The following is a 23,123-nucleotide window of genomic DNA, read 5'->3' as shown; positions in this document are numbered from 1 at the left end:
GGTCCGCGCCACCGGCGGGCCCCGCCGGTGACTCAGTCCAGCTCTTCGTCGTCCGGTGTCAGGCGCTTCAGGCGGAACGCCTGGAGGTATTCCATCCATTGCTCGCCCGGCAGTTCGGCCAGGGACTCCTGTACGAGCTCCACCTCCTGATCGAACTCGCGCGGCGTCACGCCGCCCCGCATCAGCTGGAAGCGGCAGTACATCAGATACGTGTTGACGACGTCGGTCTCGCAGTACGCGCGGATGGATTCGAGCTGGCCATCCTGGAACGCGCGCCATACCTTGCTGCCGTCCATGCCCATCTTGCCCGGGAAGCCGCACAGCTTGGCCAGGTCATCCAGCGGTGCGCTGGCGCGCGGCTGGTACATGGCAAGCAGGTCCATCAGGTCCAGGTGCCGCATGTGGTAGCGGCTGATGTAGTTGTTCCACTTGAAATCGCGGCTGTCGTCCTCGCGGCCCTCGCCCATTTCCCAGTAACGCGGCGCGGCCACGCCGTGGACCAGGCCACGGTAGTGCAGCACGGGCAAGTCGAAGCCACCGCCATTCCACGACACCAGTTGCGGGCTGTAGCGTGCGATCAGTTCGTAGAATTTCTGGATCAGCGTCGCTTCGCCATCCTCCAGGGTTCCCAGCGAGCCGACATGGAAGACGGCCGATCCGTCGCGCTGCGTACGGCGCAACACGCAGGAAATCGCTGCCACGCGCTGCAGGTAGTGCGGCAGGAAATCGCTTCCGGTCTTTTCGCGGCGGGCTGAGAACGCATGCTCGGCGACTTCGTCGTCGCTCATCGATGCGGGATGGTCATGCAAACGGCGCAGGCCGTCGACATCGGGAATGGTCTCGATGTCGAATACCAGCACAGGAGTCATAGAACAGCGTCCTTCCTGACACCTTGCGATGCGAAATGCCGCTTGAGCTTCACCAGGGCTTCCTGCTGGATCTGGCGCACGCGCTCGCGCGTGAGACCCATCTCCTCGGCCAGCTCTTCGAGCGTGGCAGGTTCGATGTGGTTGAGCCCGAAGCGGCGCTCCACCACATAGCGGTGCTTTTCCGACAAGCGGGCCAGCCACAGCTTCATCAGCCCTTCGAGCTCGCGGTGCGCGACCTCCTGGTCCGGCGCGGCGTTGTGCTCGTCGGAAAGGAAGTCCAGCAGGCTGGAGCCCGGGTCCAGGTCAAACGGCGTATCGAGCGAGGTGGTATGTTCGTTAAGCGCCAGCACGTCCTGCACTTCGTCAGGCGTCTTGCCCAGCAGGTGGGCAATATCTTCGAGGCTGGCGTCGCGGCCGTCGGTGCCGCCTTTTTCCAGGTGCCGCTTTGCACGCAGCACCTGGTTGAGTTCACGGATCACGTGGACCGGCAAGCGTACCGTGCGCGCCTGGTTCATGATGGCGCGCTCGATGCTCTGGCGGATCCACCAGGTCGCATAAGTGGAAAAACGAAAGCCGCGCGAAGGATCGAATTTCTCGATCGCGTGCATCAGGCCGAGGTTGCCTTCCTCGATCAGGTCCAGCAGCGGCACGCCGCGGTTGAGATAACCCTTGGCGATACTCACGACCAGGCGCAAGTTACGCTCGATCATGACCTGCCGCGCGGAGAAGTCGCCGTCCTTGGCCAACGTCGAGAAATGCAGCTCCTCGGGCGCCGACAGCAGCGGCTTGATGCTGATGCGGTTCAGGTAGTGCTGGACCGTATCGGCGGCCAGTTCCGTGTGCAGGACCGTGCGGAAGTCATCGTGCTCTGCCGCGGCGGGCTCGGTGCCATTCTCGCCCTCGCCCTCTTCTTCCTCTTCTGCCTCATCGTCGTCGTCATCGCGCAGCTGGCGATCGTTGTCGTCGCTGAGCAGATCGGCCTCGCGAAGGCCGACCGCCGCGGTGGTCGCGATCGGTTCATCGGTGACGGGGAGCAGGTCAGCGCCGACGTCGTCCAGATCAACGCGATCGTCGGCATGGGCCACACCAGCCTTCACTTCCGGCTGCTTGGGACGGCGGGCCCTGCTGGCGGTTCCGGAGGAGACAGTTTTCTGGCGTGGCATGAACCCTCACTGTGGCGGCAGATACCGCATCGGATCAACCGGTTTTCCGTTCTTGCGAACTTCGAAGTGAAGCTTTACCCGGTCGGTATCACTGTTGCCCATCTCCGCAATCTTCTGTCCCTTGCGGACCGTTGATTGCTCTGCCACCAGCACCTTGTCATTGTGGCCGTAGGCAGTAAGAAATGTCTCATTGTGTTTGATGATGACAAGATTCCCGTAGCCGCGCAAGGGGCCAACGTGAATCACCCGCCCGTCGTCGGCAGCAAGCACGGCATCGCCTTTCTTGCCCGCAATATCGATGCCTTTATTACTCTTGTCATCAAATTTACCGATCAGTTGGCCGGTTGCCGGCCACGCCAGTTTCATCGCCCCGTCGGCGACCGGCGCGGACGTGCCGGCGGACGCTGCGGCACCTGCCGCGGGCGCGGCGGCGGCCGGCGCAGGCGGCACCGGCGTGGCAGCCGGGCGCGCCTGGTCGAGCGGCTGCCCCTGTATCGAACCCGGCGCCACCGGCGTAGTGGTCACGCCCTGGCCGGCATTGACGTCCGCGCCAGGCGGGACGACACGCAACAACTGGCCCACCTCGATCTGGTTGGCGTTGCTGATATTGTTCCAGCCCGCGACATCGCGATACGACTGGCCGTTCTCGAGCGCGATGCGGTAAAGGGTATCGCCTCGCTTGACCCGATAGTATCCAGGAGGTGCCGGTTCCAGCGGCGCAGCCGCCGTGCTGGCGGTCGAGGTGCGGTCCACCACGGGCGCCGGCATCGGCGAATTGGCGCAGGCGGCCAACAGCGTCGCCAGCGTGGAAGCCGCCACAAGCTGGCCAGCGCGTGCAAAGTGATGCGAATTCACGATCTTGTGCATAGTTCGACTCAGATGGTGCCCGATTTTAAGGGCACAAAGAAAACGGCTTCAAGCGCGGTCCGGTGAAAGCGATGCCGATTGAGCCGCTCGATCAGCAGCAGTTGCTGCGTGACCGTCTGGCCCGTCGCTCCCGGTGGCGGCATCAGCGCCACTGGCGCGATCAGCCGGCCGCCAATGGCAAGCTGCTCGAGCAGGGCCTGTGGCACGTCCATGCCGGCCGCGGCAAGGATGATGGCCGAGAACGGCGCCGCCTGCGGCAGGCCGAGCATGCCATCGCCATAATGCAGCCGCAGGTTTGGCACCCGCAGCGGCCGCAGGTTCGCCTTCGCCTGTTCATGCAGCGGACGGATGCGCTCGATGGAAAAAACTTCACGCGCGACCAGGCTCAGCACCGCGGCCTGGTAGCCGCAGCCGGTGCCGATCTCCAGCACGCGCTCCAGGGGGGTGGCCGCCGGCAGTCCCTCACGCAGGAGTTCGATCATGCGCGCGACCACCGACGGCTTCGAGATGGTTTGCTGATGGCCAATGGGCAGCGCGGCATCCTCATAGGCCTGCGATGCCAGCCCTGGCTCGACGAACAGATGACGCGGCACGGTGCCGATGGCGGCCAGCACGCGTTCGTCGCGGATGCCCCCGGCACGCAGCCGCGCCGCCAGCGCGCCGCGCGCGCGGTCCGACGCCATGCCGCCGCCGCCCGCCGTCGCGGCCGAAGCGCGTGCCTCCACGGCACTCGCCGCGGGCGTGGGCGTGGAGGGCTGCTTGTCGCGGAGCTTCGCCGGCGCCCCGGCCGGGCGTGGCGCGCCGACTGCCGGCATGCCGGCCGTGCGCGCCGGTTCCGGCTTGCGCTGCACGACGGCGTCCAGCGGCAGGGGAAACTTGCTGCGAGGGGGCGTTGGGCTCATCGGGGGTGAGACGCTACGGCGGGAATGGCTAGTTCAGCCACTTGGCAAGCGCGTCGAGCTGGCCGCGATGCGTCAGGTCGAGCTGCAACGGCGTGAGCGACACATAGCCCTCGCCCGTCGCGTGGAAATCGGTGCCCTCGCTCGCATCGCGTGCGTCGCCCGCCGGGCCGATCCAGTAGTTGGTATCGCCGCGCGGGTTGACCTGCGTGATCACGGGCTGCGACGGATGCCGCTTGCCCAGACGCGTCGCGCGGTAGCCCTTGATATGTTCGAAAGGCAGGTTCGGGATATTGACGTTCAGCAGGAACGGCTCGGTGGGCGGCGTCGCAATCGCGCGCTCGACCACGGCACGTGCCACACGCGCAGCAGCGTCGAGATGTTCCCAGCCCTTGTGCACCTGCGAGAACGCAATCGAGGGAATGCCGAGCAGGTAGCCTTCGATGGCGGCTGCGACCGTGCCAGAATACAGCACGTCCTCGCCCATGTTCTGCCCCTGGTTGATGCCGGACACCACCAGGTCGGGTTTCTCGTCGAGCAGGCCGGTCAGCGCGATATGCACGCAGTCGGTCGGCGTGCCGTTGACGAAGCGGAATCCCTTCTGCACGCCTTCACGCGCCTCGTAGATCGACAGGGGCCGCTGCAGCGTCAGCGAGTTCGAAGCCCCGCTGTGGTTTTGCTCGGGTGCAATCACCGTGATACGCGCCAGCGGAGCGAGCGCGGCGTGCAAGACGGCGAGTCCCGGCGCGAGATAACCGTCGTCGTTGGCTAGAAGGATGTGCATCCCGCGATTGTACCTGACGGCGCCTGCACAAGCGGCCTCCACAGGCACCGCGAAAGCTGCCGTCCCCCGTCGCCATGCGGGACGCAAACGGGTGAAATCGAGAAAAAAACGATCGTGCTATTTGCGCTACACTTGGCTTTGCCGTCTGGCCGCGGCAAGCGGACAGGCGCCAGCATTAATCACCCATACCTATCACCGGAGACAAGATGAAAGCCGTTCTATGCAAAGCCTGGGGGCCGCCCGATTCCCTGACCGTCGAAACCCTGCCGGATCCGGTCCCGGACCAGGGCGAAGTGCTGATCGAGGTGAAGGCCGCCGGCGTGAACTTTCCGGACGTGCTCATCATCCAGAACAAATACCAGGCCAAGCCCGAACTGCCGTTTACGCCGGGTTCGGAACTGGCAGGCATCGTCACCGCGGTCGGCGCGGGCGTGAGCCACGTCAAGCCGGGCGACCACGTGATTGCCTATCTCGGCAATGGCGCCTTCGCCTCGCACGTGAAAGCGCCCGCCAACAAGGTCATGCCGATGCCGCCGGGCATCGATTTCGAAACCGCGGCAGCATTCACCCTCACCTACGGCACCTCCCACCACGCGGTGGTGGACCGCGGCGAACTCAAGGCTGGCCAGACCATGCTGGTGCTGGGCGCCGCTGGCGGCGTCGGTCTTGCTGCGATCGAGATCGGCAAGGCCATCGGCGCGCGTGTCATCGCGGCGGCATCGACCGATGAAAAGCTCGCGGTCTGCAAGGAGCACGGCGCCGACGCGCTGATCAACTACAGCACCGAAGACCTGCGCGAACGCGTCAAGGCACTGACCGACGGCAACGGCCCGGACGTCATCTACGACCCCGTCGGCGGCGTCTATGCCGAGCCGGCCTTCCGCTCGATCGGATGGCGCGGCCGCTATCTGGTGGTGGGCTTCGCCAATGGTGAGATCCCGAAGATCCCGCTGAACCTGGCACTGCTGAAGGGCGCATCGCTGGTGGGCGTGTTCTGGGGCGATTTCGTGCGGCGCGAACCGCGAGCCAACGCGGCCAATATGGCGCAGATGCTGGGCTGGATAAAGGAAGGCAAGCTGCGTCCGCACATTTCCGCGCGCTACTCGCTGGAGCAGGCGCCGCAAGCGCTCAAGGACATGGAAGCGCGCAAGGTGACCGGCAAGGTCGTGATCGTTCCCTGAAGCGGAAACGGTCATAAAAATAAGGGCGCAGTGCGTGCGGCAACGCCCTGCGCCCCCCGATGGGGCAATTCGCCCCAAGCCGTCTTCCACCTGAATGCACACCCCTACTGGCAGCGGAAGACAGTTCCCAACTCAGCATTCGGTGGATTGCTGCATCGACATGAGCCTCGTCAGAAGCGGTGCTGCAGACCGGCCATTACCCCGGTCTGGCTGTTGGCATAGCCGGTGAAGTCGCGCGACAGGCTGACGTTCTGGCCGTTGCGGGCCTTGGCGTAGCCGGCCGACAGATAGGCCAGCGTGCGCTTCGAGAACGAGTATTGCGCGCGCAGCGAGAACAGGATCGGATCGGCGTCGTTGCCACCCTTGATGTTCTGCTTGTAGACCGCGCCGTACAGCGTGAACGCCGGCGTGAAGTCGTAGCTGGCCCCGCCCCAGTACATGTCGCTGCGCTCCGAAGCCGCGCCCGTGGTCAGCGTGCGCTTGTAGTTGCGGTAGCCGGCGAACAGCGACAGGCTGCCGAAGTCATAGCTGGCACCAGCGTGGATGCCCTGGATGTAGTCGGTGGCATCGGCCGGCGTGGTGCTGCTGCCGGCGCCGTTCTGGCGGTCCCAGGTCGCCGCGGCGGCGAACTTGCCCGCGTTGTAGCCAACGCCGAGGGCATACTTGGACGCCGTCTTGAAATCACCCGCCACTTCGCCCATGGCCGCGGTCGCGCCCAGCTTGAAGCCGCCGAATGCGCCGTCATAGCGGATGGCATTCGACGCGCGCGAGAACAGCCCGTCCTTGCGGCCGCCGGTGGCGGTCGAAGACGTCGCCCACGAATAGTTCGGCGCGTAGCCCATCGGATCGAAAGGCAGCATGAAATCGTAGGTCGTGGTGAAGGTGCGGCCCATCACCACCTGGCCATAGCTGCTGCTCAGGCCTACCGTGGCACGGCGATCGAACAGCGTGCCGCTGGTATCGAGGTTGCCAGTGTCGATGGCGATGCCGCTTTCCAGGTTGAAGAGCGCCTTCAGGCCACCACCCAGGTCTTCGGTACCGCGAAGGCCCCAGCGCGAGGTATTGCGGCCGCCCGACGTCAGCTTGACCACGGAGCCATTCGGCCCGGCATGGTTCACATATTCGACGCCCGCATCCACCAGGCCATACATCGTCACGCTCGACTGCGCGAAGGCCGAACCGGTACCCGTCAGACCGATGCAGGCCAGTGCCAGTGCCGTACGTTTCATGCTTTCTCTCCTTGCTTTGCTTGTTGTGGTAATGCCAGTCGCATGCGCCGGAGGATCTTGTCCGCCGGGCAAGCCGGCAGCGCATTGCGTTGGAGTCGTGGCCGCCCCGCGTCGGCCCGGTGCCGGCAACCGTCTGCCGGCACATCCCTCGCAACTGTCCCCTGGTCGTTATGGCGTTCCATCCGGCAAGCGGTGGAACGCTGGAATGGCGGCATCGTAGGGGAGCGGCACTTTCAGTTCGCTTTCGGGCGAACGCGCTTTGGCGCGTGTTGCGCCAACTCTGGGTTGGGAGTTTCCCTAGCTTTAAAGATTGCGCACTTCGCTGTATCAGTCTGGGCCATTCCATTCACTGAATTGCCCAGGGCTGTGCGCCGTGACGGGTCACGGACCGGCACATCCCGCTTGTGCAGCGAGCGCCGCCCGGTCCATGCCGCCGCGCCGCCTGCCTTGCCGCCTTGAATTACCTGATGCGTATCCTGCTTGCCGAAGACAACGTGATGCTGGCCAACTCCCTGACGCAGGCCATGACCCAGGCCGGCTTCGCGGTCGACTGCATGCACGACGGCCGCAGCGCCGACCACCTGCTGGCCACGCAGGACTATGCGCTGCTGATCCTGGACCTTGGCCTGCCGCGCCTCGATGGCCTGGAAGTGCTGCGCCGGCTGCGCCAGCGCCGCAACCGCATGCCCGTGCTGATCCTCACTGCGCATGGCACCGTCGAAGACCGCGTGCGCGGCCTGGACCTGGGCGCGGACGACTACCTGGCCAAGCCCTTCGATCTCTCGGAACTGGAGGCACGAGCACGGGCGCTGATCCGCCGCAGCCACGGGCACGAATCCACGCAGCTCGATTGCGGCCCGCTGCATTACGACACGATCAGCCACGCTTTCACGATCGACGGCGAACTGCTGCAGCTCACGAAGCGCGAGCGCTCGGTGCTGGAGGTGCTGATGCTGCGCGATGGCAAGGCCGTGAACAAATCTGCCCTGTCCGAGAAGATCTTTGGCATCGACGAGTCGGTCAACCCCGATGCGATCGAGATCTACATCCACCGCCTGCGCAAGAAGCTGGACGGCAGCGGCGTGGGCATCGTCACCCTGCGGGGCCTCGGCTACCTGCTCGAAGCGCGCGCAGATCCCGCGCCATGAGCCGTCTCGGCAGGACGCCGAGCCTGCGCCTGCAACTGTCGCTGTGGCTGCTGCTGCCGCTGCTGGGATTGCTGGCACTCGATGCCTGGCTCACCTACGAGCGCGCCATGTCGGCGGCGCACACGGCCTTCGACCGCACGCTCGAAGCCTCGCTGCGCGCGATGCGCGAGGGCATTGCGCTGCGCGATGGCCGGCTGGACATCGACGTGCCGAACCTCGCCCTGGAGCTGTTCGACGACAAGGCCGGCCCGCATGTCTTCTACCAGGTGCGCGACGACCATGGCGACACGGTCACCGGCTACAACGACCTGCCGGGGCCGCCCGGCGCGCGCCCGTCGCTGTACCGGACCGTGTTCTACGACACCGTCTTCCGCGAGCAGCCGCTGCGCATGGCGGCGCAGGCACTGCCGGTCCACGACGTCGGCTCCGCACGCAGCCAGCTGGTATGGATCGTCATCGGCGAAACCATCGAGCCGCGCCAGGCGCTGGCGCGGGAGATCCTGGTCGGTTCGCTGCTGCAGGAACTCGTGCTGGTGGCGCTGGCGCTGGGCATCGTCTGGCTCGGCGTGCGCCGCGGCCTGCGGCCCCTGCACCGCCTGTCCGATACCGTGGCGGCGCGCAGCGCCAGCCAGCTCGATCCGATCGAGCACCGCGACCTGCCGTCGGAGATGAAGCCGCTGGTGCGCGCGCTCAACCAGTACGTCGACCGCCTGCACCGCATGCTGCAGGCGCGCAAGCGCTTCTTCGCCGATGCCGCGCACCAGCTCAAGACGCCGCTGGCCGTGATCCAGGCCGAATCCGAACTGGCGCTGCGCGAGCCCGATGGCGAGCGCGTGCGCGAACACATGCGCGTGCTGCACGGCACCGTGCGCCATGCCGCCAAGGGCGTGCAGCAACTGCTGTCGCTGTCGCGGCTGGACTCCGAAAGCGGCTACGCACCCACGCTGCGCCAGCTTCCGCTCGACGCCGCGGCGCGCGCGGTGGCGCTGGAATGGGCGCTGGTCGCGCGCCGCCAGGGCGTCGATCTGGGTTTCGAAGGAGATAAGCCGGCGACCGTGCTCGGGCAAACGGAACTGCTGCAGGAGCTGACTGCCAACCTCATCGACAACGCCATCCGCTATGCGGGCGATGGCGCCGCTGTCACGGTCCGGGTCGCGCAGGAAGCGGACGGCGCCGCCGTGCTGCAGGTGATCGACAACGGCCCCGGCATTGCGCCGGTCGAGCGCGAAGACGTGTTCCGGCGCTTTTACCGCGGCGAGAGCGGCCAGGGCGTGGAAGGCTCCGGGCTTGGCCTGCCGATCGTCAGGGAGATCGCCAGGCTGCACCAGGCCGCTACCACGCTGGATGAAACTCCCGGCGGCGGCCTGACCGTCACGGTGCGCTTCCCCGCGCCTGGCGGCCAGTCGCTGCCCTAGCGTCCGTTCAGAGTTTTTCGGTCTCGCCGGTCTTCGGCTGCCACTTCATCAGCCGCTTTTCGCCGATGCCGACCATCCAGTCCAGCACCAGCGCGAAGGCCGTCAGGACCACGATGCCCGCGAACACGGTGTTAATGTCGAAGGTGCCCTCGGCCTGCAGGATCAGGTAGCCCACGCCGCGCGCGGAGCCGAGATATTCGCCCACCACCGCGCCGACGAAGGCCAGGCCCACCGAGGTGTGCAACGACGAAAACACCCAGCTCGTCGCGCTCGGCAGGTACACGTGGCGCAGCAACTGCTGCTGGTTGGCACCCAGCATGCGCGCATTGGCCAGCACCACCGGGCTGACTTCCTTCACGCCCTGGTAGACGTTGAAGAACACGATGAAGAACACCAGCGTCACGGCCAGCGCCACCTTGGACCAGATCCCCAGCCCGAACCACACCGCGAAGATCGGCGCCAGGATCACGCGCGGCATCGAGTTCATCGCCTTCACGTAGGGATCGAGGATGGCGGCGGTCATCGGACTCAGCGCCAGCCACAGGCCCACGCCCAGGCCGGCCACGGTGCCGATACCGAAAGCCAGCACCGTTTCGATCAGCGTCACGCCGAGGTGCAGGTAGATATCGCGCTCGACGACAAACCAGTTCCAGATGCGCTGCGCCACCATCAGCGGCTCGCCAAAGAAGAAGGCGATCTCTTGCGAGCGCGTGGCGAAGTGCCACACGCCAAGGATCACCACCAGGACCAGCAGCTGCCAGACGCGCAGCATGCCCTTTGAGTCAGGACGGAATGCCATGGGAATTCGGGTTCGGTATCAGATTGGCCGTCGGGTTCAGGCCGCGTTGCGCTGCTGCGCATAGCCCTTCAGGACTTCTTCGCGCAGCACGTCCCAGATCGCGGCGTGCAGCTCGACAAAGCGCGGATGGTTGCGGATCTCCGCCACATCGCGCGGGCGCGGCAGGTCGATCGCGAACTCGCCGATCGGGTGCGTGCCCGGCCCGGCGGACAGCACCACCACGCGGTCGCTCATGGCAATCGCCTCGTCGAGGTCGTGCGTGATGAACAGCACCGCCTTGCGCTTGGCCGCCCAGAGGTCCAGCACCTCGTTTTCCATCAGCTGGCGCGTCTGGATATCGAGCGCGGAGAACGGCTCGTCCATCAGGATGATGTCGGGGTCCAGCACCAGCGTCTGCGCCAGGCTGACGCGCTTGCGCATGCCGCCGGAGAGCTGGTGCGGATAGCGGTCGCCGAAGCCCCCCAGGCCCACGCGGCGCAGCCATTCCTCGCCCTGCTTCACCGCCTCGGCACGCGGCACGCCGCGGAACTCCAGTCCCGCCACCACGTTGTCGAGCGCGCTGCGCCACGGCATCAGCGCCTCGGCCTGGAACATGTAGCCGGCGCGCTGGTTGATGCCGCGCAGCGGCTCGCCGAAGACCGTGACCTTGCCGGTGGACGGCTCCAGCAGGCCGGCGCCGACATTGAGCAGCGTGGATTTGCCGCAGCCGGTCGGGCCGACCACCGATACGAACTCGCCCGGCTGGATCGCCAGGGTAACGTCCTTGACCGCCGTATAGCGCTGGTTGCGGTCTTCGCGCGAGACAAAGGTGCAGGTGACCTTGTCGAGGGAAAGTGCGGGAGTGCTCATGGGAAAACGTCTCGTTGGCCTTGCCGCCGCGGCTTGCGCCGGCTCGGATCGAGTGAGTGAATGGCCACCGCCGCCCAAAGCAAAGGCCCGCTGCGCACAGCGGGCCGGCGGCGAAGATGGCGCGGGCTTACTTGTACTTGGCGTTGGCCTTCTGCACGAACGCGTTGGTGTACGTGTCTTCCAGCTTGATGATCTTGCCCTTCAGTTCGGCATCGAACTGCTGCAGCATGTTCTGCGCGGTGCGCGGACCGTCAGCCGGCATCACGCCGTCCGGCGAGATCGCTTCCTTGACCTTGTCCCAGGCTGCCAGGTACAGCGCGCGGTCGCCCAGCAGGTAGCTCTCCGGCACGGTCTTGACGATGTCCGACGGGCCGGCCTTCTGCAGCCACTTCAGCGCGCGCACCATGGCATTGGTCAGCGCCTGCGTGGTGTTCGGGTTCTGCTGGATAAACGCCGACGACGCATACAGGCAGCCCGACGGCATATTGCCGCCGAACACCGATTGCGTGTCCTTGAGCGTGCGGGTATCCGATGCGATGCGGACTTCGTTCTTCTGGGTCAGCATCGAGATCACCGGGTCCAGGTTGGCCATGGCATCGATCTGGCCCGAACGCATCGCCGCCACCGCGCCGGCGCTGGCGCCGACGCCGATGAACGACACGTCCGACGGCTTGAGACCGGCCTTGGCCAGCACGAAGTTCGCCATCATGTTGGTCGACGAGCCCGGCGCGGTCACGCCGATCTTCTTGCCCTTCAGATCGGCGACCGACTTGAAGCCCGGCATGGTCTTGTTCGACACCACCAGCACGATCTGCGGCGCGCGGCCCTGCAGCACGAACTCCTGGTAGCGCTGGCCCTTGGCCTGCAGGCCGATGGTGTGTTCGTACGCGCCGGACACCACGTCCGCGCTGCCGCCGACCACGGCCTGCAGCGCCTTGGCGCCGCCGGCGAAGTCGACGATGTCGACGTCCAGCCCTTCTTCCTTGAAGTAGCCAAGCCGCTCGGCGATGGTCAGCGGCAGGTAATAGAACAGGTTCTTGCCGCCGACGGCAATCGTGACCTTGGTCTTTTCCGGCTTGCCCTGTGCCTGCGCCTGGCCGAAGGTGAGCCACCCCGCCAGGAACAACGCCAGCGCGATCAGCAACTGTTTCCAGAATTTCTTGTTATCCATTTGATTCTCCTGCCCGTTGGGGTCTGCAAACGGCGTGCCGCGCGGCGGCTCAGTGCGATGCTAGCGGACCCTTCACGGACCCGCATCGGGGCGAACACCTAAAGCCGGCCAAATGGCAGCCGGCCCGAGCTTACGCCCCTTTGCTTTCGATCGGCTTGCCGCCCGCGCTTATTCGGCGTGGATGTCGGCGGACTTGATGACCTTGGCCCAGCGCGCCAGTTCTGCCTTCTGGTACTGCGCCAACTGCTGCGGCCCCATGAAATCGGCTTGCGCGCCGAGTTCCTCGGCCTTCTTGCGGAACGCTTCAGTGCGCATGATCTTTTCGATCTCGCCGGCCAGCTTGTCGATCACGGGCTTGGGCGTGCCGGCCGGTGCGTACATGGCGAACCACGACGACACGTCCAGGTCGGGGTAGCCCGCTTCCGGCGCGGACGGCACGTCCTTCAGGCTGGGCAGCCGGGTCTTGCTGGTCACCACGAGCGGGCGCAGCTTGCCCGCGGCGATATGGCCCATCAGCGGCGGCGGCGTGGTCATCGTCATGTCGACGTTGCCGCCGAGCAGGTCAGTCATCGCCGGACCGGTGCCCTTGTACGGCACGTGGGTGATGTGGATCCCCGCCATCTGGTTCAGCAACTCGGTCGAGACATGCTGCAGCGAGCCGTTGCCCGATGACGCGTAGTTCAGCTTGTCGGGATGGCTTTTGGCATAGGCCACCAGTTCCTTGAGCGACTTGACCGGAAGCGCCTGGCGCACCACCAGCACCTGCGGCGCCGACAGCAGGTTGGCCACCGGCGCGAAATCCTTGACCGGGTCCCACGGCAGGTTCTTCACCAGCAGCGGCGTGATGACGTGGAAGCCCGAGTACTGCACCAGCAACGTGTAGCCATCGGGCTTGGCCCGTGCCACGACCTGCGCGGCGATGCTGCCGTTGCCGCCCGGTCGGTTGTCCACGACCACGGCCTGCCCCAGGGCCTTGGCCAGCGGCTCGGAAATCATGCGGGCCGCGAGGTCGGTGGTGCCGCCGGCCGCGGCCGACACCACCAGCGTGACGGGGCGCGCCGGGTAGCTGCCGTCCTGGGCAAAGGCATGCGGGGTCGTCGCGGCGATGGCGCCACCAACGGCGAGCATGGCTGCCGCCATCAGTTTGCGGCGCGCAGGCAGGAAGAAAAAGGCTTGCTTCATGGAATGTCTCCGGTATCGCTATTGCTGATTTTTTATGGTGACGCGCGCCTTGCGGCAGCGCGCTTGCCGCAGGAACCTAGTCCTGGCCGGCGAAGTGGTCAGCCAGCCAGGCCGGCGGCTGATGCGTGCGCAGGCGCGGACCGGCGCGCAGCAGCTGACTGCCGATTTCGCGGTCCACCAACGCGGGAATGCCGGCCACGACGCCAAGCAGCGCCGACAGGTCCACGCCCGTCTGCACGCCCATGCAGGCGAACATGTGCACGAGTTCCTCGGTGCCGACGTTGCCGCTGGCGCCCGGCGCATAAGGGCAGCCTCCCAAACCGCCGGCGGCGGCATCGAAGCGCGTAACACCGGTTTCCCATGCCGCCACCGCATTGGCAAGACCCATGCCGCGCGTGTTGTGCAGATGGATGGTCAGTCCCGCATCCGGCAGGCGCTGCTGGAAAAGCTCACACAGTTGCGCCACCTGGTTCGGATAGGCCATGCCGGTGGTGTCGCAAAGCGTGATGCCTTCCGCGCCGGCTTGCGCAAAGGTCTCGGCCAGCGCCATCACCGCACCGCTGTCGACCTCGCCCTCGAACGGGCAGCCGAACACCGTCGACAACGACACGTTGACCGGCACGCCGGCGGCGCGCGCCTCGGCGATCATCGCCAGCAACTGCGCCTGCGATTGCTTGCGCGTCATGCGCAGGTTGGCGCGGTTGTGGGTTTCGCTGACCGACATCACCAGGTTGACCTCGTCCGGCTGGCACGACAGCGCGCGCTCCAGGCCGCGCAGGTTCGGCACCAGCGCGGTGTAGCGCACGCCGGGCTGGCGCTGCATGCGGTGCATCAGGGCCTCGGCATCGGCCAGCGCGGGGATGGCTTTGGCGGATGTGAAAGACGTTGCTTCGATCCGTGCGAAGCCGCAAGCGGACAGCGCATCGAGAAAGGCCACCTTGGCATCGGTCGGTACCACCACCGGCTCGATCTGCAGGCCGTCGCGCGGCGACACTTCATTGATCTCGATGCGGGCCGGGCCGCGCAGGGCAGAGCTTGCGGCGGCGCTCATGCGATCACCTTGCGGGCACGCAGGTCTGCGATGGCCGCGGCGTCAAACCCGGCCTGGGCCAGCACGGCATCGGTATGCTCGCCCAGCGTCGGCGCGCGATCATGGATGCCACCGGGACTGCCCGAGAGCTTCGGCACGACGCCGGGCACTTCCACGGTCAGGCCGCCGGCCGACGTGACCGACTCGATCACGCCACGCGCGCGGTAGTGCGGGTCTTCGGCAATGTCCTTCACGGTGTAGATGCGCCCCGACGGCACCTCGGCTTCGCGCAGCACGGCCAGCACCGGTTCCACGCCTTGCTTGCAAGTCCAGGCCGTAATGGCGGCGTCGATCTCGTCGACGCGCTTCACGCGGCCGTCGTTATGCGCGAGCGCCGGGTCCTCGGCCAGGTCGGCGCGGCCGATCGCATGCATCAGCCGCTTGAAGATGGCATCGCCATTGGCCGCCACCAGAACATATTCCCCGCTCTGGCACGGGTAGGCGTTCGACGGCGCAATGCCAGGCAGCGCGCCGCCCGCAGGCTGGCGCACTGCGCCGAACGCCGAGTACTCCGGCAGCAGGCTCTCGCTCAGGTTGAACAGCGACTCATACAGCGCCACGTCGATGACCTGTCCCTCGCCGCCACGCGCATCGCGCTGGTAGAGGGCGAGCAGCACGCCCATCGCGCCGTGCAGCCCGGCGATCGTATCGCCGAGCGACAGACCCGCGCGCACCGGCGCACGGCCCGGCTCGCCGGTCAGGTGGCGCAGGCCGGCCATGGCCTCGGCCACGGCCGCAAAGCCGGGTTCGTCCTTCTTCGGGCCGGTCTGGCCATAGCCCGACACGCGCAGCATGATCAGGCGCGGATTGTCGGCGTGCAGCACGTCCCAGCCAAGGCCCCACTTCTCCATGGTGCCGGGACGGAAATTCTCGATCAGCACGTCGGCTTCGGCGGCGAGCTTGCGCACCAGCGCCTGACCTTCGGGCTGACGCAGGTCGATGCAGATCGACTCCTTGTTGCGCGATTGCGCTTCCCACCAGACCGAGGTGCCCTCATGCAGCATGCGCCATTTGCGCAGCGGGTCGCCCTGTCCGGGCGGTTCCACCTTGACCACGTGGGCGCCGAAGTCGGCCAGGGTCTTGGCGGCGAAAGGGCCGGCAATCAGTTGCCCGAGTTCGAGGACGCGGATGCCCTCGAGAATCTGTTGCGCCATGCTTGTCTCCGTTCCGTTGCGGCCTCTCGGTACGAGGGCCGCAATTGCGTTTTGACGGAGTGTGCCTCAGCGGCCCGCTGGCCGGAATCGGCAATCGGTGAAGCGGGCTTTCTCGGAATGCGAAAGGCCGCGGCCTTCCGTGAGGTGGCTAGAACGGCGCGCGATCGCCGCAAAGGTGCGTAATCAGTAACCGGGCCGAGACGGTCAGGCCGGCCGGATCGCGCATGCCGATCAGCAGCGAGCGCTTGGCCCAGGCATCCTGCAGCGTCACCAGCGACAGGCCCATCGACTTCACATGCGGCTCGGCGGCGATGCGCGGCAGCACGCCTACGCCCAGCCCGGCCATCACCATGCGGCACATGGCGTCGAAGCTGCGCACCTGGATCCGCAGCCGGAACGGGCGGTCCAGCCGGCTGCTTTCCTCGAGCAGGCGCGCGGCCAGCGAGGTCACCTGCGGCAGGCTGACGAAGTCGTATTCGAGGGTATCGGCGTAGCGCACCGGCCCGCGCTCCGAAAGCGGGTGGCCCGGCGGCGTGACCATGACCAGTTCGTCCTGGCGATACTCCACGGTCACCAGGCCCGCGCTCGGCGTGCGGTCGGCAAAGATGCCGACGTCGGCGCGGTTCTCGACCAGCGCCGCGACGATATCGCTGCTGTTCTGCTCTTCCAGTTCGATGCGGATGGTCGGGTGCAGCCGCATGAACGTCGCGAGGTCATCCGGCAGGAACTGCGTGATGGCCGAGGTGTTGGAGCAGACGCGCACCTGTCCGCGCACGCCGCTCGCATAATCCGACATCACGCCGGCCATGCGCTCGACGTCCTGCAGGATGGTCAGCGCGTGGTGGAAGCAGGCCTGCCCGGCCTCGGTCAGCTGCACACCGGCGGCGTGACGGAAGAACAGCGGCGCGCCAACGGCCGCTTCCAGGTCCGAGATCCGCTTGCTGGCGGCCGCCACCGCCAGGTGAGACTGCCTGGCGCCCGCCGAAATGCTGCCCTGCCGGACCACGGCCACGAACAAGCCGAGCGTGACAAGATCGAAGCGGGCCAGGTTCATTGCGGGCGTTGCCGGAGATGGTTGGCGGACGGAAGTCCAGGGTTCAGAGATTGCGCCGGTCCATCACCGCACGGGCAATGGTGCCGGCATCGACGTACTCGAGTTCGCCGCCCACCGGCACGCCGCGCGCCAGGCGCGACACCTTGAGCCCGCGCGCCTTGAGCATTTCGCCGATGTAGTGCGCGGTCGCTTCGCCTTCGCTGGTGAAGTTGGTGGCGACGATGACTTCGCCCACCGGACCACCCATCTCCGGATCGGTGGCACGTGCCAGCAGGCGATCGAGATGGATTTCCTTGGGGCCGATGCCGTCGAGCGGCGAGAGCCGGCCCATCAGCACGAAATACTTGCCGCGATAGGTCAGGGTCTGCTCGATCATGATCTGGTCGGCGGGCGTCTCCACCACGCACAGGACCGAGGCGTCGCGCCGGTCGTCCAGGCAGGTCTCGCAGATTTCCTGCTCGGTGAAGGTATTGCAGCGCGCGCAATGGCGGATATGATCCGCCGCGCCGCGCAAGGCGTCGCCCAGCTTGCGCGCGCCTTCCCGGTCGTGCTGCAGCAGGTGGTAGGCCATGCGCTGGGCGGACTTCGGCCCCACGCCGGGCAGCACCCGCAGCGCCTCGATCAGCGCCTGCAGCAAGGTCGGCGGCGAAGCCTTCACGACCGCCCTCCCATCGTCGACATGGACATTGCGCGCATCATCGTGCCGGCCGTATCGATCAGAACGGCAGCTTGAAGCCCGGCGGCAGCGGCAGGCCCGAAGTCATCGAGCCCATCTTTTCCTGCGTGGTTGCCTCGGCCTTGCGGACGGCGTCGTTGAACGCGGCGGCCACCAGGTCTTCCAGCAGGTCCTTGTCGTCGGCCAGCAGGCTCGGATCGATGGTGACGCGCTTCACGTCGTTCTTGCAGGTCATGACCACCTTGACGAGGCCGGCGCCGGACTGGCCCTCGACTTCGATCAGGGCCAGTTGCTCCTGCATCTTCTTCATGTTTTCCTGCATTTGCTGGGCTTGCTTCATCAGCCCGGCCAGTTGACCTTTCATCATGGTGGAATGCTCCTGGATTCGATGGTAAACGGATGGAAGGCCGCGCCCCGCGCGGCCCGGAAAATCAGGCGACGCGCGGCTGGATCGAGCCCGGCACGATCTGCCCGCCAAAATCGCGCAGCAGGCCTTGCACGAACGGATCGGCCTCGATATTGGCCTCGGCCTCCGCCTGGCGCTCGGCGCGGGCCTGGGCATCGGCCGCGGCGGCCGTTTCGGTGACCGCGCCGATTTCGCACAGCACACGCACTTCGACGCCGAAATGGTCCGACAGCACCTGCTGCAGGCGTTCCGCGACACCATTCTCGCCGATCGCTGCGACCGGGATGCGCAGGTGGAAGGTACGGCCCACCACCTGGGTCAATTCGCTCTGGTACGCCAGCTGTTGCGCCAGCCCCTTGATCGACAGGCTGGCAGCCAGTGCAGGCCACGCGCCGGTGAAGACCGGCGGCGTGCCGTCTTCCGCTGCGACGGGCGGCCGTGGCGCGACCGTTGCAGCTACGGGCCGCGCGCGCGGTGCCTCCGGCGCGGGGGCCTCGGGTTTTGACTGGCGCGCGGGAGTCGTCGCCTTCGGCCGCAGGCTCGCGGGCTCGCTGTCATACGGCCCAAAGGCTGGCAGGTCGGGCGGCAGGTCTTCCCACGGCGGGATGTCGCTGCCACCGGAGGCTTCCCATGGTGGCACGCTTTCCGGTTCCGGCTCGGGCTTGCGAGCCGGCGCAGGCCTTGCAACGGGCGCGGGAGCGGGAGCGGGACGTGACACCGTAGTGGGTGCGGGCGCGCGCAGCGGCTGTGCCGGCTGGCGCGCGGCGCCGCCTGTCGGCGTCGGCATGGGCGCCGCAACTGGCGCACGACCGCCACCGCCGCCGCGAGCAGCAGAGGCCTGGCGTGCCGCGGCCAGAGCCGCCCGTGCCGGCGACATCGGCGCGTCGCTACGGGCATCCGGCATGGCCGGCGCTGCAACTACCGGCGCCTGCGCCACGGGGGCGGCTGCCGGCGGCGCGGCGACCGCCACGGGGCGGGTTACCGGTTCGGCGGCGGCAACTGGTGCTGCAACCTGCGCGGCAGCCGCAGACCGCGCGCGTGGCGTAGCCCCACCGCCCTGCCCCGCCGCCGTGGCGGGCAGGGGTTCCGGACTGGACGACGGGCGGAAAGCCAGCATGCGCAGCAGCGTCATGGTGAAGCCCGCGTACTCGTCCGGCGCCAGTGCCAGTTCGTTGCGGCCGAGATTGGCAATCTGGTAGAACAGCTGGACTTCCTGGGCATCGAACACGCCAGCCAGCCGGCGCACGTCGCCGGCTTCCGGCCATTCTTCCTGCACCGATGCCGGCACGGCCTGCGCCAGTGCGATCTTGTGCAGCAGGGAACCGAGATCCTGCAGGGCCCCCGCGAACGACAGGCTGCGGTCGGCCATCGCATCGGCGATACCGATCAGCGCGGCGCCGTCCTCGGCAGCCAGCGCATCGAGCAGCTGCACCAGGTAACCCTGGTCGATCGCGCCCAGCATGCCGCGCACGGCTTCCTCGGAGACCTGGCCGGCGCTATAGGCAATGGCCTGGTCGGTCAGCGACAGCGCGTCGCGCATCGAGCCGTGCGCCGCCTGGGCCAGCAGCCGCAGTGCGTTGCCGTCGTGGCCGATGCCTTCCTGCGCCAGGACGTTGTCCAGGTGGGACACGATCTGCGCCGGCGGCATCTGCTTGAGGTTGAACTGCAGGCAGCGCGACAGCACCGTGACCGGGATCTTCTGCGGGTCGGTAGTGGCCAGGATGAACTTGACGTGGCCGGGCGGCTCCTCCAGCGTCTTCAGCATGGCGTTGAAGGCGTGGTTGGTCAGCATGTGCACTTCGTCGATCATGTAGACCTTGAAGCGCCCCGCCGTCGGCGCGTACACCGCCTTGTCCAGCAGCTGCGCCATCTCGTCGACGCCGCGGTTGGAGGCCGCGTCCATCTCGATATAGTCGACGAAGCGGCCGCTGTCGATTTCCATGCAGGCCTTGCACTGGCCGCATGGCTGGGCGGTGATGCCGCCGTTGCCGTCAGCGCCGGTACAGTTCAGGGCCTTGGCCAGGATCCGGGACAGCGTGGTCTTGCCGACGCCGCGCGTGCCGGTGAACAGGTAGGCGTGGTGCAGCCGTTGCTGTTCCAGCGCGTGCGTGAGCGCGCGGACCACGTGCTCCTGGCCGACCAGCGTGGTGAAATCCCTGGGGCGCCATTTGCGCGCTAGAACTTGATAACTCATGGCGGCGATTGTAGCAAAAGGCGGCGCGCCGACGGCGGCCGCCGCGGCAACCCGCCCGCCCGCCAGGCGTGGCGCCGCCTGGGCTCGCGCCGGGCCCGGTCAGCCGCATTCCCCCACGTATCCGCAGTTGGCGCACTTGGCACAGCCGTCCACTTTGTGCAGGGCGTGCGCGCCGCACTCCGGGCAAGGTTTTCCCGTGCCGAGGGCCGGATTGACCGGGGCAGCGGCAGTGGCGCCCTCCCCGTTCTCCGCCGCGACGGCGCCGCCCTCGCGCCTGGCCAGGCGCGCCGCCAGCCCGGCCACCGGCACCTGGCCACCTTCGGCGTCCAGGAAGCCGCGCTTGATCAGGATGCGCTGCAGCGCATACCCGATCGCCGCCACCTCCGAATCATGGAAGCGCGGCACCTCCGTGCCATCCTGACGCGCCAGCGTGCCGTAGCGCACCGTGCCTTTGTCCCACACGACATTGCGCATGTCGGCGAGCGACTTGGCCACCGACCCGCCCGAGCGCGCCACCATGGACAGCAGGCGCATGGTCGAGGTGATCCACTGCTGCCCCTCGCTGCGCTGCCCGGCCGGCATGAAGAACTCGATCGGCCGCTCGATCTCGACAGGTTTGCCATCGAGCATGCCGCTGACCCGCAGGAAATTCACGGTCAGGTAGACGGTCTTGTGGCCCTCGTAGGTCATGTAGTCGAGCTTGGAAGTCACACCTTCCAGGTCGCCGACCGGGCGGCTGCCGAACGGGCGCACCAGCGGATCGTCCGCCGCGGGCGCCGCGACGGGTGCCGCCGCCGGCGCGCTGACGGACAGCACGGCACCGAGCACGCTGTTCGGCCGGTACGTCGCCAGCCCCTTCAGCCCCGCCTTCCAGGCCTCGAAATACAGGTTGCGGAATGCCTCGTACGGATAGTCCTCCGGCACGTTGACGGTCTTGCTGATGCTGGTGTCGATATAGGGCTGCACGGCCTGCAGCATCCGCATATGGTCCAGCGCCGACATCTGCAGCGCCGTCACGAACGCGTCCGGCAACTGCTCCATGTCGGCACCCGTGTGACGGTAGAGCCGCCATGCGTGGTCGGCCACCTCGTAGGCGCGGTAGCTGTTGTCCGGCATGCGCTTGCGGCGGTTGTACGTCCACGAGAACGCCGGCTCGATGCCGTTCGACGCGTTGTCGGCAAACGCCAGCGTGATCGTCCCCGTCGGCGCGATCGACAGCAGGTGCGAGTTGCGCAGCCCGTTGCGCCCGATCGCCTCGCGTACGGGCTCGGGCAGCCGGCTGGCGAAGCCGCTCTGCAGGTAGGCCTCGGTATCGAACAGCGGAAACGCGCCCTTCTCGGCGGCCAGTTCGGTCGATGCCAGGTAGGCTTCGTCGCGCATGCGCTCGGAGATGCGGGCGGCAATTTCGCGTGCCGGCCCGCTGTCATAGCGCAGGCCGAGCATCACCAGCGCACTGCCCAGGCCCAGGAACCCCAGGCCCACGCGACGCTTGGCCTGGGCCTCGGTCCGCTGCTCGGGCAAGGGCCAGAACGTCGCGTCGAGCACGTTGTCCAGCATGCGCGTGGCCACGCGGACGACCTCAGCGAACGCATCGAAGTCGAATTCGCTGCCGGGCGTGAACGGCTTGCGCACGAAGCCCGTCAGGTTGATCGACCCCAGGCAGCAGCAGCCATACGACGGCAGCGGCTGCTCGGCGCAGGGATTGGTCGCCTCGATGGTCTCGCAGTAATAGAGGTTGTTGTCGGCGTTGATGCGCGACAGGAACAGGATGCCCGGCTCGGCGTGGTCGTAGGTGGCGTGCATGACCTGGTCCCACAGCAGGCGCGCGGGCATGCGGCGGTAGACCCATTGGCCGTCGTCGCGACGGTACGCGCCGCTGGCGATCAGGTCGGCGCCGGGCTCGGCCTCGTGTATCAGTTCCACCTCGTCGTCGCCTTCGACCGCGCGCATGAACGCGTCGGTGACCCCGATCGAGATATTGAAGTTGCTGAGTTCGCCCTTGTCCTTGGCGTGGATGAAGCTCTCGATATCCGGATGGTCGCAGCGCAGCACGCCCATCTGCGCGCCGCGCCGTGCGCCGGCCGACTCGACCGTCGCGCATGAGGCGTCGAACACCTTCATGAAGGACACCGGCCCGGAGGCGCGCGAATGCGTGGCGCGCACCAGCGCGCCCGCCGGGCGGATGGCCGAGAAGTCATAACCGACGCCGCCGCCGCGCCGCATGGTTTCGGCAGCCTGCGCGACCGCGGTGTAGATGCTGGGCCGGCCCTCGCGCGGCTCCGACACGGAATCGCCGACGGGCTGCACGAAGCAATTGATCAGCGTGGCCTGGATGCCTGTGCCCGCGGCGGAATTGATGCGCCCGGCCGGCACGAAGCCGTTCTCCTGCGCCCACAGGAAGCGCGCGGCCCAGGCTTCGCGCTGGTCGCCGGCCTCCACCTGCGCCAAGGCGCGCGCCACGCGCTCGCGCACGTCGGTGACGCTCTGCTCTTCGCCCTTGGCGTATTTCTCCAGCAGGACTTCGGTCGAGATTTCCTGCGGCGCCAGCGCGCCGCGGAGGATCTGGTCGTTTGCGTTCATGTCTTGGCTCACTATTCGTGTCCGGATTGGGCAGCCGGTATGCTCGTGCCATGACAGCGAATATCGCCTGTCCCAAATCAAGCCTGATGCAATTTCAACGCAGTGCGCCACTCTGGGTTACAATACCGGTCGGACGGGCCTCCTCGCATGGTGGCGCGGTCAACCTGGTCAGGTCGGGAACGAAGCAGCCATAGCCGTTTTCCACCAGTGCCGAGGGCCAGGCTCGTCCACCTCATTCCTCTCCGCTTTACCGCCCGACGCCCGCTTCCTGTCAATCCGATCGGAACATGGGCCGTCCCGCAAAAATCCCCTACGCATCCCCAGGCTTTTCCGGCAACTTATTGCAGCCGGCCACACCGCGCATTCCGTCACTTTAGTACAGCGGGATGCCGGGCGCCGCCTCCTGCATTCTG

20 protein-coding genes and 1 other RNA gene are annotated in these 23,123 nt (G+C 67.0%); 4 read left to right on the top strand and 17 right to left on the bottom strand.

The genetic code is table 11. The features are described 5' to 3' along the window. Positions 1–32: 32 nt before the first annotated feature. Genes AC3FKH_RS19980 through surE form a run of 5 tightly spaced genes read right to left on the bottom strand, consistent with a single transcriptional unit; the run spans position 33 to position 4,582 of the window. Positions 33–869: a 3'-5' exonuclease gene (locus AC3FKH_RS19980; RefSeq protein ID WP_488677545.1), complete on the bottom strand. Its 837-nt coding sequence runs from the start codon at positions 867–869 to the stop codon at positions 33–35. Further along, positions 866–2,032 (bottom strand): RNA polymerase sigma factor RpoS, encoded by a 1,167-nt coding sequence (rpoS, locus tag AC3FKH_RS19975; RefSeq protein ID WP_488677544.1) that lies wholly within the window; start codon positions 2,030–2,032, stop codon positions 866–868. Before rpoS ends, AC3FKH_RS19980 begins: the two co-directional genes overlap by 4 nt. A 6-nt stretch (positions 2,033–2,038) precedes the next feature. Continuing rightward, entirely contained in the window at positions 2,039–2,899 is an 861-nt protein-coding gene (locus AC3FKH_RS19970) for a peptidoglycan DD-metalloendopeptidase family protein (RefSeq protein ID WP_488677543.1), read from the bottom strand. A gap of 8 nt (positions 2,900–2,907) precedes the next feature. Then, on the bottom strand, positions 2,908–3,801 hold the full coding sequence (locus AC3FKH_RS19965) for a protein-L-isoaspartate(D-aspartate) O-methyltransferase (RefSeq protein ID WP_488677542.1): 894 nt from the start codon (positions 3,799–3,801) through the stop codon (positions 2,908–2,910). 28 nt (positions 3,802–3,829) lie between these two features. Beyond that, positions 3,830–4,582, bottom strand: a complete 753-nt coding sequence (gene surE, locus AC3FKH_RS19960; RefSeq protein WP_483708483.1) for a 5'/3'-nucleotidase SurE — start codon at positions 4,580–4,582, stop codon at positions 3,830–3,832. Positions 4,583–4,788: 206 nt separating this feature from the next. Between surE and AC3FKH_RS19955 the strand changes: the two genes are divergently transcribed. Next, complete coding sequence (locus AC3FKH_RS19955) at positions 4,789–5,763, top strand: NADPH:quinone oxidoreductase family protein (protein WP_488677541.1); 975 nt, start codon at positions 4,789–4,791, stop codon at positions 5,761–5,763. 170 nt (positions 5,764–5,933) lie between these two features. On the opposite strand, the gene AC3FKH_RS19950 is transcribed toward AC3FKH_RS19955, so the two are convergent. Continuing rightward, entirely contained in the window at positions 5,934–6,992 is a 1,059-nt protein-coding gene (locus AC3FKH_RS19950; protein ID WP_488677540.1) for a porin, read from the bottom strand. 467 nt (positions 6,993–7,459) lie between these two features. On the opposite strand from AC3FKH_RS19950, the gene AC3FKH_RS19945 reads away from it, so the two are divergent. Together AC3FKH_RS19945 and AC3FKH_RS19940 are read left to right on the top strand one after the other, a co-directional pair. Next, positions 7,460–8,140: a response regulator gene (locus AC3FKH_RS19945; protein WP_488677539.1), complete on the top strand. Its 681-nt coding sequence runs from the start codon at positions 7,460–7,462 to the stop codon at positions 8,138–8,140. Beyond that, complete coding sequence (locus AC3FKH_RS19940; protein ID WP_488677538.1) at positions 8,137–9,555, top strand: sensor histidine kinase; 1,419 nt, start codon at positions 8,137–8,139, stop codon at positions 9,553–9,555. The genes AC3FKH_RS19945 and AC3FKH_RS19940 overlap by 4 nt, the downstream gene beginning before the upstream one ends. 7 nt (positions 9,556–9,562) lie before the next feature. On the opposite strand, the gene AC3FKH_RS19935 is transcribed toward AC3FKH_RS19940, so the two are convergent. The 11 genes from AC3FKH_RS19935 to AC3FKH_RS19885 form a co-directional block, all read right to left on the bottom strand. Then, positions 9,563–10,354, bottom strand: a complete 792-nt coding sequence (locus tag AC3FKH_RS19935; protein WP_488677537.1) for an ABC transporter permease — start codon at positions 10,352–10,354, stop codon at positions 9,563–9,565. Between the two features lie 36 nt (positions 10,355–10,390). After that, positions 10,391–11,203 carry an ABC transporter ATP-binding protein gene (locus tag AC3FKH_RS19930; RefSeq protein WP_488677536.1) on the bottom strand — a complete coding sequence of 271 codons (813 nt, stop codon included), beginning with the start codon at positions 11,201–11,203 and terminating at the stop codon, positions 10,391–10,393. Positions 11,204–11,330: 127 nt separating this feature from the next. Then, the gene (locus AC3FKH_RS19925; protein ID WP_488677535.1) at positions 11,331–12,374 is read right to left on the bottom strand and encodes an ABC transporter substrate-binding protein; all 1,044 of its coding nucleotides are present in this window, start codon (positions 12,372–12,374) and stop codon (positions 11,331–11,333) included. 168 nt (positions 12,375–12,542) lie between these two features. Continuing rightward, positions 12,543–13,556, bottom strand: a complete 1,014-nt coding sequence (locus AC3FKH_RS19920; protein ID WP_488677534.1) for a Bug family tripartite tricarboxylate transporter substrate binding protein — start codon at positions 13,554–13,556, stop codon at positions 12,543–12,545. Positions 13,557–13,632: 76 nt separating this feature from the next. Continuing rightward, the gene (locus tag AC3FKH_RS19915; protein WP_488677533.1) at positions 13,633–14,607 is read right to left on the bottom strand and encodes a hydroxymethylglutaryl-CoA lyase; all 975 of its coding nucleotides are present in this window, start codon (positions 14,605–14,607) and stop codon (positions 13,633–13,635) included. Beyond that, complete coding sequence (locus AC3FKH_RS19910; RefSeq protein ID WP_488677532.1) at positions 14,604–15,800, bottom strand: CaiB/BaiF CoA transferase family protein; 1,197 nt, start codon at positions 15,798–15,800, stop codon at positions 14,604–14,606. Before AC3FKH_RS19910 ends, AC3FKH_RS19915 begins: the two co-directional genes overlap by 4 nt. A 148-nt stretch (positions 15,801–15,948) precedes the next feature. After that, on the bottom strand, positions 15,949–16,854 hold the full coding sequence (locus AC3FKH_RS19905; RefSeq protein WP_483708496.1) for a LysR family transcriptional regulator: 906 nt from the start codon (positions 16,852–16,854) through the stop codon (positions 15,949–15,951). 43 nt (positions 16,855–16,897) lie between these two features. After that, positions 16,898–17,512, bottom strand: a complete 615-nt coding sequence (gene recR, locus AC3FKH_RS19900; protein WP_488677531.1) for a recombination mediator RecR — start codon at positions 17,510–17,512, stop codon at positions 16,898–16,900. Positions 17,513–17,570: 58 nt separating this feature from the next. Next, the gene (locus AC3FKH_RS19895; RefSeq protein WP_224009115.1) at positions 17,571–17,897 is read right to left on the bottom strand and encodes a YbaB/EbfC family nucleoid-associated protein; all 327 of its coding nucleotides are present in this window, start codon (positions 17,895–17,897) and stop codon (positions 17,571–17,573) included. Positions 17,898–17,961: 64 nt separating this feature from the next. Continuing rightward, entirely contained in the window at positions 17,962–20,130 is a 2,169-nt protein-coding gene (locus AC3FKH_RS19890; protein ID WP_488677530.1) for a DNA polymerase III subunit gamma/tau, read from the bottom strand. 99 nt (positions 20,131–20,229) lie between these two features. Further along, complete coding sequence (locus AC3FKH_RS19885; RefSeq protein WP_488677529.1) at positions 20,230–22,710, bottom strand: adenosylcobalamin-dependent ribonucleoside-diphosphate reductase; 2,481 nt, start codon at positions 22,708–22,710, stop codon at positions 20,230–20,232. Positions 22,711–22,842: 132 nt separating this feature from the next. Here AC3FKH_RS19885 and ffs point away from each other — a divergent pair. Next, positions 22,843–22,941, top strand: an RNA gene (gene ffs / locus AC3FKH_RS19880) — signal recognition particle sRNA small type. The last annotated feature ends 182 nt before the right edge of the window (positions 22,942–23,123 follow it).

Source organism: Cupriavidus sp. 21MJTG02-4, assembly GCF_057798975.1.
The sequence above is the reverse complement of the archived record's forward strand: the minus strand, read 5'-3'. Positions and strand labels throughout refer to the sequence as shown.

What these genes read in the sequence shown, in the direction of transcription:
- AC3FKH_RS19940 (WP_488677538.1), top strand. Translation starts at nt 8,137, where the DNA reads ATGAGCCGTCTCGGCAGGACGCCGAGCCTGCGCCTGCAACTGTCGCTG.
- AC3FKH_RS19885 (WP_488677529.1), bottom strand. Translation starts at nt 22,710, where the DNA reads ATGAACGCAAACGACCAGATCCTCCGCGGCGCGCTGGCGCCGCAGGAA.
- AC3FKH_RS19970 (WP_488677543.1), bottom strand. Translation starts at nt 2,899, where the DNA reads ATGCACAAGATCGTGAATTCGCATCACTTTGCACGCGCTGGCCAGCTT.
- AC3FKH_RS19910 (WP_488677532.1), bottom strand. Translation starts at nt 15,800, where the DNA reads ATGGCGCAACAGATTCTCGAGGGCATCCGCGTCCTCGAACTCGGGCAA.
- AC3FKH_RS19950 (WP_488677540.1), bottom strand. Translation starts at nt 6,992, where the DNA reads ATGAAACGTACGGCACTGGCACTGGCCTGCATCGGTCTGACGGGTACC.
- AC3FKH_RS19925 (WP_488677535.1), bottom strand. Translation starts at nt 12,374, where the DNA reads ATGGATAACAAGAAATTCTGGAAACAGTTGCTGATCGCGCTGGCGTTG.
- AC3FKH_RS19915 (WP_488677533.1), bottom strand. Translation starts at nt 14,607, where the DNA reads ATGAGCGCCGCCGCAAGCTCTGCCCTGCGCGGCCCGGCCCGCATCGAG.
- AC3FKH_RS19935 (WP_488677537.1), bottom strand. Translation starts at nt 10,354, where the DNA reads ATGGCATTCCGTCCTGACTCAAAGGGCATGCTGCGCGTCTGGCAGCTG.
- surE (WP_483708483.1), bottom strand. Translation starts at nt 4,582, where the DNA reads ATGCACATCCTTCTAGCCAACGACGACGGTTATCTCGCGCCGGGACTC.
- AC3FKH_RS19920 (WP_488677534.1), bottom strand. Translation starts at nt 13,556, where the DNA reads ATGAAGCAAGCCTTTTTCTTCCTGCCTGCGCGCCGCAAACTGATGGCG.
- AC3FKH_RS19930 (WP_488677536.1), bottom strand. Translation starts at nt 11,203, where the DNA reads ATGAGCACTCCCGCACTTTCCCTCGACAAGGTCACCTGCACCTTTGTC.
- AC3FKH_RS19955 (WP_488677541.1), top strand. Translation starts at nt 4,789, where the DNA reads ATGAAAGCCGTTCTATGCAAAGCCTGGGGGCCGCCCGATTCCCTGACC.
- AC3FKH_RS19890 (WP_488677530.1), bottom strand. Translation starts at nt 20,130, where the DNA reads ATGAGTTATCAAGTTCTAGCGCGCAAATGGCGCCCCAGGGATTTCACC.
- AC3FKH_RS19895 (WP_224009115.1), bottom strand. Translation starts at nt 17,897, where the DNA reads ATGATGAAAGGTCAACTGGCCGGGCTGATGAAGCAAGCCCAGCAAATG.
- AC3FKH_RS19965 (WP_488677542.1), bottom strand. Translation starts at nt 3,801, where the DNA reads ATGAGCCCAACGCCCCCTCGCAGCAAGTTTCCCCTGCCGCTGGACGCC.
- AC3FKH_RS19980 (WP_488677545.1), bottom strand. Translation starts at nt 869, where the DNA reads ATGACTCCTGTGCTGGTATTCGACATCGAGACCATTCCCGATGTCGAC.
- rpoS (WP_488677544.1), bottom strand. Translation starts at nt 2,032, where the DNA reads ATGCCACGCCAGAAAACTGTCTCCTCCGGAACCGCCAGCAGGGCCCGC.
- AC3FKH_RS19905 (WP_483708496.1), bottom strand. Translation starts at nt 16,854, where the DNA reads ATGAACCTGGCCCGCTTCGATCTTGTCACGCTCGGCTTGTTCGTGGCC.
- AC3FKH_RS19945 (WP_488677539.1), top strand. Translation starts at nt 7,460, where the DNA reads ATGCGTATCCTGCTTGCCGAAGACAACGTGATGCTGGCCAACTCCCTG.